The organism is Sphingobium sp. CR28 (assembly GCF_052327305.1).
Taxonomy (GTDB): Bacteria; Pseudomonadota; Alphaproteobacteria; order Sphingomonadales; family Sphingomonadaceae; genus Sphingobium.
Map to the genome: position 1 here is coordinate 867,891 of NZ_CP182486.1, position 15,205 is coordinate 883,095.

The 15,205-nt window shown below is 64.1% G+C and carries 14 protein-coding genes and 1 pseudogene; 7 read left to right on the forward strand and 8 right to left on the reverse strand.

All coding sequences use genetic code 11. From position 1 onward, the window contains the following. Positions 1-37: 37 nt before the first annotated feature. Genes ACNAOH_RS04070 through ACNAOH_RS04080 form a run of 3 tightly spaced genes read left to right on the forward strand, consistent with a single transcriptional unit; the run spans position 38 to position 2,833 of the window. Positions 38-1,246: a saccharopine dehydrogenase family protein gene (locus tag ACNAOH_RS04070; RefSeq protein ID WP_443971491.1), complete on the forward strand. Its 1,209-nt coding sequence runs from the start codon at positions 38-40 to the stop codon at positions 1,244-1,246. Between the two features lie 2 nt (positions 1,247-1,248). After that, the gene (locus tag ACNAOH_RS04075) at positions 1,249-1,620 is read left to right on the forward strand and encodes a hypothetical protein (protein ID WP_443971492.1); all 372 of its coding nucleotides are present in this window, start codon (positions 1,249-1,251) and stop codon (positions 1,618-1,620) included. A 19-nt stretch (positions 1,621-1,639) separates the two neighbouring features. Next, entirely contained in the window at positions 1,640-2,833 is a 1,194-nt protein-coding gene (locus ACNAOH_RS04080) for a carboxynorspermidine decarboxylase (RefSeq protein ID WP_443971493.1), read from the forward strand. A 109-nt stretch (positions 2,834-2,942) separates the two neighbouring features. On the opposite strand, the pseudogene ACNAOH_RS04085 reads toward ACNAOH_RS04080, so the two are convergent. Together ACNAOH_RS04085 and ACNAOH_RS04090 are read right to left on the reverse strand one after the other, a co-directional pair. Beyond that, positions 2,943-3,050: pseudogene (locus tag ACNAOH_RS04085) on the reverse strand (PEPxxWA-CTERM sorting domain-containing protein); the annotation flags it as partial. A 571-nt stretch (positions 3,051-3,621) separates the two neighbouring features. Then, entirely contained in the window at positions 3,622-4,140 is a 519-nt protein-coding gene (locus tag ACNAOH_RS04090; RefSeq protein ID WP_443971494.1) for a hypothetical protein, read from the reverse strand. Positions 4,141-4,433: 293 nt separating this feature from the next. Here ACNAOH_RS04090 and ACNAOH_RS04095 point away from each other — a divergent pair, with 293 nt between their 5' ends. Further along, positions 4,434-5,630, forward strand: a complete 1,197-nt coding sequence (locus ACNAOH_RS04095; RefSeq protein WP_443971495.1) for a type III PLP-dependent enzyme — start codon at positions 4,434-4,436, stop codon at positions 5,628-5,630. Positions 5,631-5,798: 168 nt separating this feature from the next. Further along, the gene (locus ACNAOH_RS04100) at positions 5,799-6,230 is read left to right on the forward strand and encodes an MAPEG family protein (protein ID WP_443971496.1); all 432 of its coding nucleotides are present in this window, start codon (positions 5,799-5,801) and stop codon (positions 6,228-6,230) included. On the opposite strand, the gene ACNAOH_RS04105 is transcribed toward ACNAOH_RS04100, so the two are convergent. The 5 genes from ACNAOH_RS04105 to ACNAOH_RS04125 all read right to left on the reverse strand — a co-directional run bounded on the left by ACNAOH_RS04105 (position 6,227) and on the right by ACNAOH_RS04125 (position 12,342). Further along, on the reverse strand, positions 6,227-7,465 hold the full coding sequence (locus ACNAOH_RS04105; protein ID WP_443971497.1) for a class I SAM-dependent RNA methyltransferase: 1,239 nt from the start codon (positions 7,463-7,465) through the stop codon (positions 6,227-6,229). The genes ACNAOH_RS04100 and ACNAOH_RS04105 overlap by 4 nt on opposite strands. Then, complete coding sequence (locus tag ACNAOH_RS04110) at positions 7,462-8,850, reverse strand: NAD(P)H-hydrate dehydratase (RefSeq protein ID WP_443971498.1); 1,389 nt, start codon at positions 8,848-8,850, stop codon at positions 7,462-7,464. Before ACNAOH_RS04110 ends, ACNAOH_RS04105 begins: the two co-directional genes overlap by 4 nt. A gap of 132 nt (positions 8,851-8,982) precedes the next feature. After that, positions 8,983-10,704: a dihydroxy-acid dehydratase gene (gene ilvD, locus ACNAOH_RS04115; protein WP_443971499.1), complete on the reverse strand. Its 1,722-nt coding sequence runs from the start codon at positions 10,702-10,704 to the stop codon at positions 8,983-8,985. Between the two features lie 70 nt (positions 10,705-10,774). Then, positions 10,775-11,494 carry an N-formylglutamate amidohydrolase gene (locus tag ACNAOH_RS04120; RefSeq protein WP_443971500.1) on the reverse strand — a complete coding sequence of 240 codons (720 nt, stop codon included), beginning with the start codon at positions 11,492-11,494 and terminating at the stop codon, positions 10,775-10,777. Continuing rightward, positions 11,491-12,342, reverse strand: a complete 852-nt coding sequence (locus ACNAOH_RS04125; protein WP_443971501.1) for a 4-(cytidine 5'-diphospho)-2-C-methyl-D-erythritol kinase — start codon at positions 12,340-12,342, stop codon at positions 11,491-11,493. The genes ACNAOH_RS04120 and ACNAOH_RS04125 overlap by 4 nt, the downstream gene beginning before the upstream one ends. A 108-nt stretch (positions 12,343-12,450) precedes the next feature. Between ACNAOH_RS04125 and ACNAOH_RS04130 the strand changes: the two genes are divergently transcribed. After that, the gene (locus ACNAOH_RS04130) at positions 12,451-12,597 is read left to right on the forward strand and encodes a lmo0937 family membrane protein (protein WP_443971502.1); all 147 of its coding nucleotides are present in this window, start codon (positions 12,451-12,453) and stop codon (positions 12,595-12,597) included. A 45-nt stretch (positions 12,598-12,642) separates the two neighbouring features. On the opposite strand, the gene ACNAOH_RS04135 is transcribed toward ACNAOH_RS04130, so the two are convergent. Further along, positions 12,643-14,298 carry an electron transfer flavoprotein-ubiquinone oxidoreductase gene (locus ACNAOH_RS04135; protein ID WP_443971503.1) on the reverse strand — a complete coding sequence of 552 codons (1,656 nt, stop codon included), beginning with the start codon at positions 14,296-14,298 and terminating at the stop codon, positions 12,643-12,645. Positions 14,299-14,418: 120 nt separating this feature from the next. On the opposite strand from ACNAOH_RS04135, the gene ACNAOH_RS04140 reads away from it, so the two are divergent. Then, positions 14,419-15,204, forward strand: coding sequence for a hypothetical protein (locus ACNAOH_RS04140; protein WP_443971504.1), 786 nt, complete (start codon positions 14,419-14,421; stop codon positions 15,202-15,204). Position 15,205: the final 1 nt, after the last annotated feature.

Consider the following 15,205-nt stretch of genomic DNA (forward strand, 5'->3'; position numbering starts at 1 on the left):
ATGCAGGCGCTTCGAATCGTTCCCGGGAGACTTACAGATGAGCAAGGTGCTGGTCATCGGCGCAGGTGGCGTCGGATCGGTCGCAGTCCACAAGATGGCGATGAATAGCGACATCTTCAGCGACATCCATCTTGCGAGCCGCACGGTCTCCAAATGCGATGCCATTGCCGCCTCCGTGAAGGAGCGCACCGGCGTGGCCATCAGCACCTATGCGCTGGATGCCGATGATGTCGCCGCGACCACCGCGCTTATTCGGCAGATCGGGCCGAAGCTGGTGGTCAACCTGGCCCTGCCCTATCAGGACCTCGCCATCATGGACGCCTGCCTTGCCGCCGGCGTCAACTATATGGACACGGCCAACTACGAGCCGCGCGACGACGCGCATTTCGAGTATAGCTGGCAGTGGGCCTATCAGGATCGCTTCAAGGAGGCTGGCCTCATGGCGCTGCTGGGCTCGGGCTTCGACCCCGGCGTGACCAGCGTGTTCGCCACCTGGCTCAAGAAGCATCATTTCGAACGGATCGACACGCTCGACATTCTCGACTGCAATGGCGGCGACCATGGCCAGCACTTCGCCACCAACTTCAATCCGGAGATCAACATCCGCGAAGTGACCGCCCCTGCGCGGCACTACGAGAATGGCGAGATCGTCACGACCCCTGCCCTCTCCACCAAGCAGGTGTTCGACTTCGAGCAGGTCGGCGAGAAGAACATGTACCTCATGTACCATGAGGAGCTGGAAAGCCTGAACAAGCACCTGCCGGAGATCAAGCGCATCCGCTTCTGGATGACCTTCGGCGACGCTTATCTCAAGCACCTCGAAGTGCTGCAGAATGTCGGCATGACCCGCATCGACCCGGTCATCTACAACGGCGTCGAGATCATCCCGCTGCAGTTCCTCAAGGCCGTGCTGCCCGAGCCCGCCTCGCTGGGGCCGACGACCAAGGGCAAGACCAATATCGGCGACATCGCCACGGGGCTCGCCAAGGACGGTACGGACAAGACGCTCTACGTCTACAATATCTGCGACCATGAGGACGCCTATGCCGAGACGGGCAATCAGGCCGTCAGCTACACCACCGGCGTGCCGGCGATGATCGGCGCGGCGCTGATGGTGCAGGGCATCTGGTCCGGCGAGGGCGTCTTCAACATCGAGCAGCTCGATCCCGATCCATTCATGGACATGCTGAACGAACATGGACTGCCGTGGCAGGTGAAGGAATTGCCCGCCCCGCTCGACTTCTGAGCATGGCGGGTCTTCGCCTTTTTCCGGTCGCCCTGGCGCTTACGCTGCTGGGAGCCGGCTGCGCGCCTCAGGACATGTCCGGCACCCGTGCCGGGCTCAGCCCTGCCATGCGCAGCTGTGCCGCTTCGGGCGGTTTCCTCGATGCGCGCGGCCGGCGGCAGACGCTGATGTGCGTCCATCGGTTCAGCGACGCGGGGAAAAGCTGCACGACGAAGAGCGACTGCAGCGGCAAGTGCCTCGCGGAGTCCGGCGAGAACGGCCTCCCCGCCCCCGGCACGGCCGCTAGCGGTCGCTGCCAGGCGGATAACCGGTTGTTTGGCTGCCATGCCGAAATCGTGGACGGCAAGGTCCGACCCGGCCTCTGTATCGACTGACGGGAGCGACGAAACCGAAATGGAGACCAGAGCCGGCGATCCGGGCGCTTTCGCGCATTTCGATCTGCATCGCGTGCCGTCTCCCGCCTTCGTGGTGGATGCGGCAGCGGTGCGGCGCAACCTTGGCATCCTCGCCGAGGTGCGGGATCGCGCGGGCATAAAGCTGCTCGCCGCGCTCAAGGCGTTCTCCATGTGGTCGTTGGGGCCGCTGGTGGCGAAGTATCTGGACGGCGTCTGCGCCTCCGGCCTCTATGAGGCGCGCTTGGGGCGCGAGGAATATTCAGGCGCGGACGGGAGCCGCGAGGTCGCGACCTATTGCGCGGGCTACAAGGCGGAGGATCTGCCTGAGATCTGTGCGCTGTCCGATCATATCATCTTCAATTCGCCCGGCCAGCATGCCCGCTTTCGGCCGATTCTCGATCGCGCGCGCGCCGATGGCGCCGTCTTCGACGTAGGGCTGCGGATCAATCCGCTTCACGCCGAGGGCGAGGTCGCCAAATACGACCCCTGTCAGCCGTATAGCCGCCTCGGCTTCCCGATCGATCAGCTCCGCCCAGAGCATATGGACGGCGTGGACGGCATTCACTTCCACAGCCTGTGCGAGCAGGATTTCGCGCCGCTGGCTCGCACCTGGGCAGCGATCGCGCCGACGCTGAAGCCCTTCCTTCCAGACTTGAAATGGCTGAACTTCGGCGGCGGGCACCACATTACCCGCGCCGACTATCAGCGGGACGAACTGGTCGACTTCCTGATCCGGGTGAAGGCGGAGACGGGCTGCGACCTCTATTTGGAGCCCGGTGAAGCCGTGGCGCTCGACGCAGGCATTCTGGTGGGCGAACTGCTCGACGTGGTGGACAACGGCATGGCCGTCGCCATCACGGACATTTCCGCGACGTGTCACATGCCGGACGTGATCGAGGCACCCTATCGCCCGGCAATGCTGGGCGAGAAGCAGGCTGGCGATGGGCCGATCATACGTTTGGGCGGCCCTTCGTGCCTCGCGGGCGACATCATTGGGGACTATGCGCTGCCAGTGCCGGCCGAACCGGGCGCGCGGATCGCGTTCCTCGATCAGGCGCATTACTCGATGGTGAAGACCAACACCTTCAACGGCGTGCCCCTGCCGGACATCTGGCTGTGGGATAGCGATACGGACGCGCTGCGCGAAGTCCGCCGCTTCGATTATCAGGATTTCAAGAGCCGGCTTTCCTGAACCGAAACGGCCGGATGCGGCCATTATGTTCACGCGCCGTCCGGTCGAGCACAGATGAAAAGGGAGGCAGTTGCCTGCCTCCCTCCACATTCGGATATTGATCGACCGATCAGGCGAAGCTGACGGCGACCTTGCGGCGACGCAGCGACGCGCCCGCAATGCCGAAACCGGCAATCATCAGAGCCCAGGTGGCGGGCTCGGGAACCGCGCCAGAGACAGCCGAAACCGTGCCGGACGTGGCGAAGCGGATGCCGCCATTCCACTTCACGACCGTCTCGTCGGAGAGGGCCAGCGCCGTGCCGTTGGAGGTCAGGGGAGCCGCGAACAGCAGGCCGATCTGCGAGATGGGCGAGCTGAAGTCAGCCGAGAGACCGAGAACCGACGACCACAGGACGTTCGAGGCGTTCGCCAGCGTGTACGTGGCGCCCGGGAAATTGCCGAAGAAGCCATAGTTGTTCGCGGTGGTCGTGATCGAGAAGTCCAGCAGGGTGCTGAGATCGTCACTCGTGGTGAAGGTGCCGGTCAGCGAACCACCGCCGTTGAAGTTCACGTTGTTGAGGTTGAACGTAATGGCGGCTGAAGCAGGCGCGGAAGCCATCATCATGGCGGTCAGCGAAGCGAAGGCAGTCAGAAGAGTTTTACGCATGAATTTCCCCAATCGGTTTTGGTTGTTGTTCGAGCGAGGGGACCGATATGAGGTAAAACAATAAATTAACAGTTTGTTAGTTATAAACATGTGCCATATTGGGGCGCTGACTGGCCGTTTAATTGAGCGGCCGCAGTCCCGATCATGTGCGGAAAAGGCGTCCGTCCTGCGCACGAAGCGCCGCTTCCTCGCTGCTCATCGTTGCGCGTGCTTCGGTCTGGGCTGAGATCCAGCTCGCCACAGAGGCAGCACTAAGCCCGGAGGCGCCGATTGCCGCCACCAGAGAAGCGCGATCCCGGCCCCGCAGTTCTGCCTTCGCCGCGACGGCTTGCTCCTTCGAGAAGGCGCCCGTCTCATCCAGCGCGATTGCCGCCAGGGCGCGGTTACTGAGATCCTTCAGTGGCGTGCCGCTCTTCAGCGCCTTGCTCGTCTCAGTGAGCAATGTGGCAATTGGTTTGTCCGCATCCGCTTTCGCCGCTGCGGCTTGCCGGGCAGAGGCAGTGATCTGCGCACCCGAAGCGCCTTTGGCCGACTGCCCTTTCTGAGCCGCCTCCAGCGTTGCCGCTGCCCGCGCCGCGGTCATCTTCTGGGTTCCGAGCAGGAGCGCACTCTCGCTCGTGCTCTGACCATTATCTCCACGAAGAATCGAAATGAGCGACATGGACCCGCTTCCTTATCTTTCAGCTTCGCCGTGCTTCTCGCCTGTCATGGTTAAGGTCCGGTCAACGGCGGTATCGCCAGCCCCGAGTCGTTTGCGCAACACGCGCCTCATGGGTCCGTTTCGACGGAACTTCTGTGCAAAGCCGTGCCAAATCGAGCTTTTTCAAAGATCAGTATTTTGAGTCCCGGTCTTTACAGGGGGGGGCCTTGCCCATATATCGGCGCTCCGCTGCCCCATGGGACTTCCACCGCAAGGCAGCTTGTTTTGGCTGACACCACTGGAGGTCCCTTGAATTGTACAAGCATCATAGCGCGCTGGGGGTAGCTCTTTCCCTTCGACCGGCAGCACCGGTAACGCTTATTCGCCCGCAGGCTGCGGCCCGCGCCGCCCGGTTCTTTGCTGAGAAGTTCCCGGGGCGCTCGCTCTATGCCGTGAAGGCCAATCCGTCGCCCACGCTCCTCAAGACGCTGTGGACGGCCGGTATCACGCACTATGACGTTGCTTCGATCGTCGAGGTGCGTCTCGTCCGCCGTACCCTGCCGAACGCGAAGCTGTGCTTCATGCATCCGGTGAAGGCCGAGGAAGCAATAGCCGAAGCCTATTTCAAGCACGGCGTGCGCACCTTCTCGCTCGATTCTCTTGAAGAACTCTCCAAGATCGTTCGCGCCACCAAGGGCGCCGAAGATCTGGAGCTGTGCGTGCGGCTGCGCGTCTCGTCCGATTATTCCAAGCTCAGCCTTGCATCCAAGTTCGGCTGCGAGCTGTCGGATGCGCGCGAGCTGCTGATGGCAACGCGGCAGGTCGCAGATGCGCTCGGAATCTGCTTCCACGTCGGCAGCCAGGCGATGTCGCCCCATGCCTATACGCAGGCGATCGAGCGTGTGCGCGCCGCGATCGTCGATGCGGCGGTCACTGTCGACATCGTGGATGTCGGTGGCGGGTTCCCTTCCAGCTATCCCGGCATGGAGCCGCCGCCGCTCGAGCATTATTTCGGCGCTATCCATCGTGCGTTCGAGAGCCTGCCGATTTCCTACTCCGCCGAGCTTTGGTGCGAGCCGGGTCGTGCGCTGAGCGCCGAGTATAGCTCGATCGTCGTGCGCGTCGAGCGCCGGCGCGGCCAGGAACTCTACATCAACGATGGCGCCTATGGCGCACTGTTCGATGCCGCCCATCTCGGCTGGCGCTTCCCGGTGCGGCTGCTCCGCCCGGAAGCCAATGACGAGACGGATACCGAATCGTTCAGCTTCTACGGCCCGACCTGCGACGATATGGACCACATGGCGGGGCCGTTCGATCTGCCGGCGGACATCAAGGTCGGCGACTATATCGAGATCGGTATGCTCGGCGCCTATGGCAGCGCAATGCGCACCGATTTCAACGGCTTCGGTGCGGAGACGGTGTGCGAAGTCGCTGACGAGCCGATGACGAGCCTTTATCGCGAGGAAGTCACGGTCGAGAAGCGCTCGAACGTCGTTCAGATTCGCCGATAAGATAAGTTTGCTAGCAGGTCGCTGATCGCCTCGGCATCGGCGGCCTGCCTCCCCGCAGCGGACGGCACGCTGGTGCTGCTCGTCGCGATCTTCGGGGCCTATGCGCTCGCTTCCACTTCGCGCCAGTCTCTGGCAAGCTAGCGTTCGGAACTGGCGAAAGGGCAAAATATGGCGGTTAAGCTGCTGGCACCGGTCTTCGTGCTCGTCATCTGGTCGATCGTGATGCTCGGCTGGATGGCCTTCGTGCGGTTTCCGGCTATGAAAAACCTGAAGATCTCGCGAGATCAGGCGCGCGGCGGACGCGGACAAGATCTCGACAAGCTTCTGCCCCGCGAGATCAATTGGCCTGCCCATAACTATGTCCATCTGATGGAGCAGCCGACGCTCTTCTATGCAACGGTCGTTGGCCTTGCGGTGCTCGGCCAGGGCAACATGCTCAACCTCGCTCTTGCATGGAGCTATGTGGGCCTGCGGATCATCCACAGTATCTGGCAGGCAAAGGTGAACACCATTCCGGTGCGCGCCAGCCTGTTTTCCCTCTCGACATTCGCGCTGCTTGCGCTGGCGATCCACGGCCTGATCGGCGCGCTCGCCGCCTAATCCCGCACGAAGCTCGCTGCGAGCTCGACATGGGTGGACCAGCGAAACTGGCCCACAGGCTGGACGGTGGCGATGCGATAACCGCCCGCCACCAGCATTACCGCGTCGCGCCCGAAGCTCGCCGGATTGCACGAGACATAGACCAGACGCCGGCATGACGCTTCTGCAAGCTGCTGGCACTGCTCGCGGGCGCCAGCGCGGGGCGGATCGATCACGATCGCGTCGAAGCGGCCAGCTTCCTTGGCGGTGAGGGGCCGACGGAAAAGGTCGCGATGTTCGGGGAAGATGCGCCCCGGCAGGCGGTTGCCGGCCAACTGCAGTGCCCCGATGAGATCACGCGCAGCCTCCGCCGCATAGACCTTCCGGCCCGGCACATCGCCCGCGACCGAAAGCGCGAACGTACCGAGACCAGCGAAGAGGTCCGCCACCATTGCCGCATTGCCTATGCCCTCCCGCACAGCCGCAAGCAGCGCCGCCTCGCCGTCCCGCGTCGCTTGCAGAAAGGCATGAGGCGGATAAGCCACCGCCAGATTACCGCCTACCCCGCCAAACGTCACCGTAACCGGATCGGGCTCCCATATTGTCAGCGAGGGCTCCCCTTCCGCGCCGACCAGCGCGAGGCGAGCAAGCCCATGCGTCCGCGCGAAATCGAGCACGGCTTCGGTCGCCTCCAACCCATCGAAGGACAGGCCGGAGATCTGCACGTCCACGCCCTGATCGGTAAGGGCCAGCCGCACTTCCGCGCTCCTACGATCCGCCAGACGGGAGGCCACCAGAGCGCGAAGCGGCGCCACCAGCGCAAACAGCTGCGGCTCCAGCACATGGCATTCGTGCATGTCGATGATGCGGTGGCTCCCCTGTGCGGCGAAGCCCAGGAGTACCGTCTTGCCCTGCCGCACCGCGCGCAAACTGGCGCGGCGCCGCGTGCGCGGCGGAGAGATATGCGCGGGAAGCACCGCATCCGCCTCAAGCCCCTGCCCTGCCAGCGCTCCGGCGACGCGATCGCGCACATAAGCGGCATAGGCGGCGTCAGAAACATGCTGGAGCTGGCAGCCGCCACAATCGGGAACATGGATGCAGACCGGCTCGACATGATCGGGACCGAAGGCGAGCCCACCGTCGGGCAGCAGCCTGTCTCCCGGCGCCGCGAAGGGCACGTGGCGGCCATCGGCGGTCACGCCCTCGCCCCGCGCCGCGATGCGCACGATGATGTCGGCGGCTTCGGTTGCAGTCACGGCCTGCCGCCTGATGCGTGGGCAAGAGCAAGCGGGAGCGCATTGACAAGCTCGTCGGCGAGGAAACAGCGGTTCAGCATGGCCGCTGCCTTTGCATGAAGCCACACCCCGGCGGAAGCCGCTTCGAACGGATCCTGGTTTTTCTGGGCCAGCATTGTTGCAATCGCGCCCGCCAGCACATCGCCGGTGCCCGCCACGGACAGCCAGGGACTTGCCCCGCCGAGCAGATGTGTCCGGCCGTCCGGATGCGCAATCACGCTATCCGGCCCCTTGAACAGCACGACTGCACCGCTGCGCCGCGCCGCGTCCGTCGTGCGCTCGATCTTGCCGCCCTCGCTCGCGCCGAAAAGCGCCGCGAACTCGCCGGCATGCGGCGTGAGGATGGCGGGCGCGTCCCGAGCGCGCAGCACGTCGAGGTCAAGCAGATGCAGCGCATCGCCGTCGATCACCAGCGGGTGCGGACTGGCCAGCGCCGCGCTCAGCTTTTCACGAGCGCGCTCGTCGCGCCCGAGACCGGGACCGATCACCACAGCGCCAATGCGGCTATCCACCAGTGCCTCCGCGCTGAAGCGTTGGCGCACGATGGCGTGGGGCGGCTGCGGCAGGCCGCCCGTGAGGAGCAGCACATAGCCTGCCCCGGCCCGATAGGCGGAGAGCGCCGCCAGCTCCGAAGCGCCGTGCATCGCGCCAGAGACCACAGCGACCATGCCACGGGTGTATTTGTGCGCATCGGGCGCAGGGAGCGGCACATAAGGCGGCGCGAGCAGTCGCGCACATCCGTCCGGAGCTACGACTCCGATATCCACTAGCGCGCGGCGGCGCGCAGTCGCCATTGCCGGCATCAGCCAGTGCGCGGGCTTCCAGGCGCCGATGGCGAGGACGATGTCGAAGCGCGGCACGTCCCCCAGCAGCACGCCGCTGTCGCTCTCCACGCCGCTCGGCACATCGACGGCATAGGAGAGTTGCGCCGCTGCGACGAGTTCGCTGAGGCGCCTGGCAAGGCCGGGGTCCAGCGCACGCGTCTGGCCCACGCCGAAGATCGCATCGACAAGCTGCGTGGCGGGCTCTGCCGACATGATGTCCTCGACCGGGCCGTCCCAGTCGGACCGCGCTTGTCGCGCGCTTTCTGTTTTCGGCTCGCCCGTCGCAGCGACCCGCACCGGAACACCCAGCTCACGCAGCCGCCGCGCAATTACATAGCCGTCGCCGCCATTATTGCCGGGACCGCAGAGCACGAGTGCATCGCGCTTGTGCCCAGCGCGCCAGATCATCTCAGCCGCGCCTTCGCCCGCCTGCACCATCAGCGCATAAGGGCTCGTACCGGCGTCGAAGATCGCCTGTTCCGCCGCGCGCATCTGCGCGAGCGTGAGGACGGGAACGGACATTAAAAGCCCCTCCTCTTTAGAGGAGAGGTTGGGGCGGTCCTGCACCATATGTTATTAGCACAACGCGAGCGATCCCCGCGCATCGCCACCACCCCCGGCCCCTCCTCTAAAGAGGAGGGGAGGTCAGAGGCGTCAAATATCGGCAAAGACGTGCTTTTCCGCCTTCGCGCCGGGATGGGTGACAGCGCCGGCCCATGCGGGGCCGACATTCTGCGCATAGCGCCACAGCGCGCCGGCCTGATAGGCGTTATCGCGTGGTTGCCACTTCGCCCGGCGATCGGCCAGCACAGCCTCGTCGACCAGCAAGTCGATCGTGCCGGCTTCCGCATCAATGCTGATCTGGTCGCCATTCTCCACGAGGGCGATCGGCCCGCCTTCCGCCGCTTCCGGGCCGACATGGCCGATGCAGAAACCGCGCGTGCCGCCTGAGAAGCGCCCGTCCGTGATGAGCGCCACTTTCTCGCCCAGCCCCTGCCCATAGAGCGCAGCGGTGGTCGAAAGCATCTCGCGCATGCCGGGGCCGCCCTTGGGGCCTTCATAGCGGATCACGACGACATCGCCGTCCACGATCTGATTGGCCTCCACGGCCGCGAAGGCATCCTCCTCGCGCTCGAACACCTTGGCAGTGCCGGTAAACTGCAGGCGCTTCATGCCCGCGACCTTCACGATCGCACCATCGGGCGCCAGCGTGCCGCGCAAGCCAACGACGCCGCCGGTCGGCGTGATCGGCGTCTTCGCGTCATAGATTACCTTCTGGTCGGGGTTCCAGGTGACTTCGTCGATGTTCTCGCCAAGCGTCTTGCCCGTCACCGTCATGCAGTCGAGATGCAGAAAGCCCTCGGCGCCCAGTGTCTTCATCAGCATGTAGATACCGCCCGCCTCGTGCATGTCCTTGGCAACATAGCGCCCGCCGGGCTTCAGGTCCGCGATGTAAGGCGTCGTCTTGAAGATCTCGGCCACATCGAACAGGTCGAAGTCGATGCCGCACTCGTTTGCCATGGCAGGCAGGTGCAGCGCGCCATTGGTGGAGCCCCCGGTCGCCGCGACGATGCGCGCGGCATTCTCGAAGGCTTCACGCGTGCAAATGTCCCGCGGGCGCAGATTGATCTTCAGCAGTTCCATGATCTGCTTGCCGGCGGCGACCGCGATTTCCTGACGCGACTTGTAAGGTGCTGGCGCCATGTTGCTGTTCGGCAGAGACAATCCGATTGCCTCACCAACACACGCCATGGTGTTCGCGGTATATTGCCCACCACAGGCGCCATGGCCCGGACAGGCTGCCTTCTCGATCGCCGTGACTTCCGAGAGCGGGCAGTTGCCGGCGGCATAGCGGCCGACCGCCTCGAACACGTCAATAACCGTGAGGTCGCGCTCCTGATAGCGGCCGGGGAGGATCGAGCCGCCATAGACGAAAATCGAGGGCACGTTGAGGCGGAGCATCGCCATCATCATGCCGGGAAGCGACTTGTCGCAGCCCGCGAAGGTGACGAGCGCATCATAGCAGTGGCCGCGCATCGAGAGCTCGACCGAGTCCGCGATCACCTCGCGGCTCGCCAGCGAGCTTTTCATGCCCTGATGACCCATTGCGATGCCGTCAGTCACGGTGATGGTGTTGAAGCGGAAGGGCGTGCCGCCCGCCGCCATCACACCGTCGCGCGCCCAGTCCGCTTGGGCGTCCAGCGTGGTATTGCACGGCGCGGAGTCGTTACCAGCCGAAGCGAGCGCCACGAAAGGCTTGGCAATGTCCTCTTCCTTCCAGCCCATCGCATAATAATAGCTGCGGTGCGGAGCGCTCTCGACGCCGACGGAAACGTAGCGGCTGGGGAGCTTGGACTTGTCGAACGTGTGGGTCATGGCCGTGCCTTTCTGTGCGCGGCCCCTTTCCACAAAACTGGCACGTAAGGCAAGGCCCTCGCGCCACTTGTCACGTAATTTTATTCCTGCATTTCATCAGTATGGGATGTAATATTTCGCAAAACCGGCCCTGTCCCGCAACATCTTTCACGAGATCCTGTCGCATCTCGACGCCCAGATAAGGCCTGCCATGCGCCTCGGCATGGCGGTTCATCGTCGCATTCAGTTGCTTTCCCGAATAAGGCTGCTGGTCTCCGACGACGAGCCCCGCCGCTTCCAGCGCGGGAATGGCAATGCGCGACGCGCGATCATCCTCATTGTAGAGGATCCCGATCTCCCACGGCCGTGCTTCTTCCGGCCGGCTACGCAGACCGGGGGTGAAGCTGTGCAGGGAAAGGATGAAAGGCGCATTGGCCTGCCCGGCGAGCGAAGCGACCGCCTCATGATAGGGCGCGTGGAACCGCGCAAGTCGTTCCCCGATGTCGATCCCCCGGTTGCCGGGAATTTCGTGCCCGTCGCTCTGCACCGGCACCAGCGCAACCGTGTCCGGCTCGCGATTATAATCGATGACGAGGCGCGAAACCCCGCCCAGGATCGCGCAGCAGTCTCCCGTGGCCACCAGCAGCGCCGCTACCTCCGCGACACCAATGTCCAGAGCGACATGCTCGTGGAGCAACGCGGGATCGATACCCAGATCAATATCGGCCGGAACATGGCTGGAGGCGTGATCCGCAATAATGAGGATCGGCGCGGCCGGATCGCCAAGGATGTGGAATGGCGCGCTGGTCATCGCAGACTGCTCGTCATGATCCACCAATCGGGGTGATCCGCGATCAGGCGATCCGCCGCTGCATCCCGCTGTGCCTCATTACCGAACAGCGCGAAACAGGTCGCGCCGGAGCCGGACATGCGCGCAACGCGCGGCAGCTGCGCCTTCAGCACCGCAAGCACCTCGTCGATCTCCGACACCAGGTCGATCGCGCTCGCTGCCAGATCGTTGCGCCCGCGCTGCCACGCGTTCGGATCGAGCGGGCCGCGATCCACCCCATCCCATTCAGCAAAAACCGGCCCGGTCGGGCACGGAATAAGCGGATTGACTAGCAGGATCGGCGTGCCGCTGAGATCGAGATCGATCGGCTGGAGCTGCTCTCCCACCCCGCTGCCGAACAGGGTTCCGCTGGCAAGGCAGGCGGGCACGTCCGCGCCGAGGGACCGCCCAATGCCCGGCAGGTCGACCGCTGGCGCATCCACCTCCCAAAGAGTCATGAGCAGGCGCAGCGTTGCCGCGGCATCCGCCGAACCACCGCCAATGCCGCTCGCGACCGGCAGATTCTTGGTGAGCGCCAGATCGGCACCGAGCTGGCTTCCGCTTGCGTTTCGGAGCGCCCGGGCGGCGCGCAGCACGAGATTGTCCGCGTCCGCCGCCAGATCCCCGGCGAATGGTCCCTCGATCGCGAGAGTCAGTGCGCCGTCGTCGCGCGGCGTGGCCGTGAGGACATCGCCATCCTCACAAAAGGCAAACAGGCTCTCGATCTCATGATAGCCATCGTCACGTCGCGCACGAACGTGCAGCGCAAGGTTGATCTTCGCATAAGCGGTTTCAGTCGGCACGCGGAGGCTCATAGCGGGACGTAACATCCCTGTCTTGCGCGACCAGCGCCGTTGCGATCCTTCCCGTCTCCAAGGGAACCTTTCGGCCCAAAAACCGTCTCCTTCCCATTGATACGGAACTGAAAGGGATTTTCCATGCTCTGGACCATCGTCGGCATCCTGGTCGTTCTATGGCTGCTCGGTCTCGTCATGCATATCGGCGGCGGCCTCATCCACATCCTGCTGGTGATCGCCGGCATTGTATTCGTGTTCCAGCTCCTCACGGGCCGCAGATCGCTTTAATCAGTCTATAAAGGGCCGGGCTAACGGCAGCCCGGCTCTCTACTCTCACATATTGGGATAGTTCGGCCCGCCGCCGCCCTCCGGGGTCACCCAGTTGATGTTCTGGGTCGGATCCTTGATATCGCAGGTCTTGCAGTGGACGCAGTTCTGCGCGTTGATCTGGAAGCGCGGCATCCCCTCAGCCTCTCCGACCACTTCATAAACCCCCGCCGGGCAATAGCGCTGCGCCGGCTCGTCGTAGAGCGGAAGGTTGTAGTCGATCGGGATCGCCGGATCGAGAAGCTGAAGATGCACCGGCTGATCCTCCTCATGATTGGTGTTCGAGATGAACACCGAGGAGAGGCGGTCGAAGGTCAGCTTGCCGTCGGGCTTGGGATAATCGATCGGCTTGTAGAGATCCTTCCGCCGAATCGCCTCATTGTCGCGGTGATGCTTCATGGTAAAAGGCCAGCGCAGGCCAATATGCTCGCACCACATCGCAACGCCTGACCATAAAGTCCCGAAGATATTTCCGAATTTCTCCACGAGGGGCAGCACGTTGCGCACGCCGCGCAGTTCCCGCGCCACCCAGCTCTCTTCATAAGCGCTCTGATAGGCGTCGAGTGTGTCATTGCCCCGCCCGGCCTGAATGGCCGCAAAGGCCGCTTCCGCCGCCATCATGCCGGATTTCATCGCGGTGTGCGTGCCCTTGATGCGCGGCACGTTGACGAAGCCTGCGCTGTCGCCGACCAGCACTCCGCCCGGGAAGGCAAGTTGAGGCACGGACTGCCAGCCGCCATCCGAGATGGCGCGCGCGCCATAGGAGACGCGCCGCCCGCCCTCCAGAATTTCCGCAATCGCCGGATGGGTCTTCCAGCGCTGCATCTCCTGAAACGGCGAAATATAGGGATTGTGATAGTTGAGCCAGGTCACGAAGCCGAGCGCGACCTGCCCGTCCGCCTGATGATAGAGGAAGCCGCCACCGCCGGTCTCGTCGTCGAGCGGCCAGCCCTGCGTGTGGACGACCCGGCCGGGTACATGCTTGTCCGGCGCGATTTCCCACAATTCCTTGACGCCCAACCCATAGACCTGCGGCTCACAATCGACATCCAGCCGGAAGCGCGGCTTGAGCTGCTTGGTGAGGTGGCCGCGCGTGCCTTCTGCGAAGAAGGTGTAGCGCGCGTGCAGTTCGAGGCCGGGCTGATAATCCGCCTTGTGGCTGCCATCGCGAGCGACGCCCATGTCCTGCGTGGCGACGCCCTTCACGCTGCCATCCTCATTGTAGAGGACTTCGGCGGCCGGGAAGCCGGGGAAAATCTCGACGCCAAGCCCCTCCGCCTGTTCGGCCAGCCAGCGGCAGAGATTGCCCAGACTGCCCGTATAGGTACCCTTGTTGTGCATGAAGGGGGGCGTAAAGATGTGGGGCACCGAGAATTTGCGGGCCTTGCTCAGCACCCAGTGATGGTTCTCCGTCACAGGCGTCGCAGCGAGCGGACAGCCCATATCCCGCCAGTCCGGCAGCAATTCGTCCAGCGCGCGCGGATCGATCACTGCGCCCGAGAGGATATGCGCACCAATCTCCGAGCCCTTCTCGAGCACGCAGACGGACACCTCCGCCCCGGCCTCGCCAGCCAGTTGCTTCAGCCGGATCGCGGCCGCGAGCGCGGACGGACCGCCACCCACGACCACCACGTCGTAGGGCATCGATTCGCGTTCAGCCATTTCGCTTCTCCCTGCGGCATCGTCGTCTCAGTCCGATCGCCGCAAATCCCTAACGGTTGATGGGACTGCCGATGGGCCAACATTGACCAATCCGTCAACCTCTGTCTCTTGGGAGGCGCGATGCGGGGCGGTGAAAACTGGACTCTTGATTCCGGCGTGGACTCGCTCGTGCTGTGGTGGCGCGAGGCTGGTCTTCATACGCTGACAGCTGACGAACCGTTCGACTGGTTCGCCGCGCAGACGCCCTCGCGCGCCGCTGATCGCCCTGCACCCCCCGCCGCCATAGCTGCGACCCCGACCCGGACATCCGCCCCGGCGGCATCCGGCCAGACCACCTCCTTTGCTGCCGCACCCTTTACCGCCGCGCCAGACGATCTACTCGCCTTCCTGGAGTGGCTGGCCCAAGACCCCGCGCAGCCCGAAGCGCACTGGGGCGGCCCCGCTCTTCTTCCGCCTGCCTTGGTTGAGGCGCCGCTCATGGTTGTGGGCGAGATACCGGACGAAATGGGCGAAACCGTTCTGAATTCACCCGCCCGCGCCCTGCTGGACGCGATGCTGAGCACGCTCGACATGAAGGTGGATAATGCAGCGCTGGCCTCGCTTGCCACGCGCCGTCCCGCCGGTGGCCTGATCGTGGAAGAGCAACTCGCACCTTTGGGCAACCGGTTTCGTCACTATCTCGGCCTTTCGCGTCCCCGCGCTCTCCTCATCCTCGGAGACCGGACGGCCCGTGCTCTGGGCGTGACGAGCGACGGCACTGCGGGCCATGGTTTGCAATCTGTTAAGACAATGACGGGCACTATTGCCGCTGCGGCCATACCCAATCCCGCTCTCCTGATGCGCCGTCCGCGCGCCAAGGCGGAGAGCTGGAAAATGATCCGCCATCTCTCTGGAGTCCTGCGCTGAC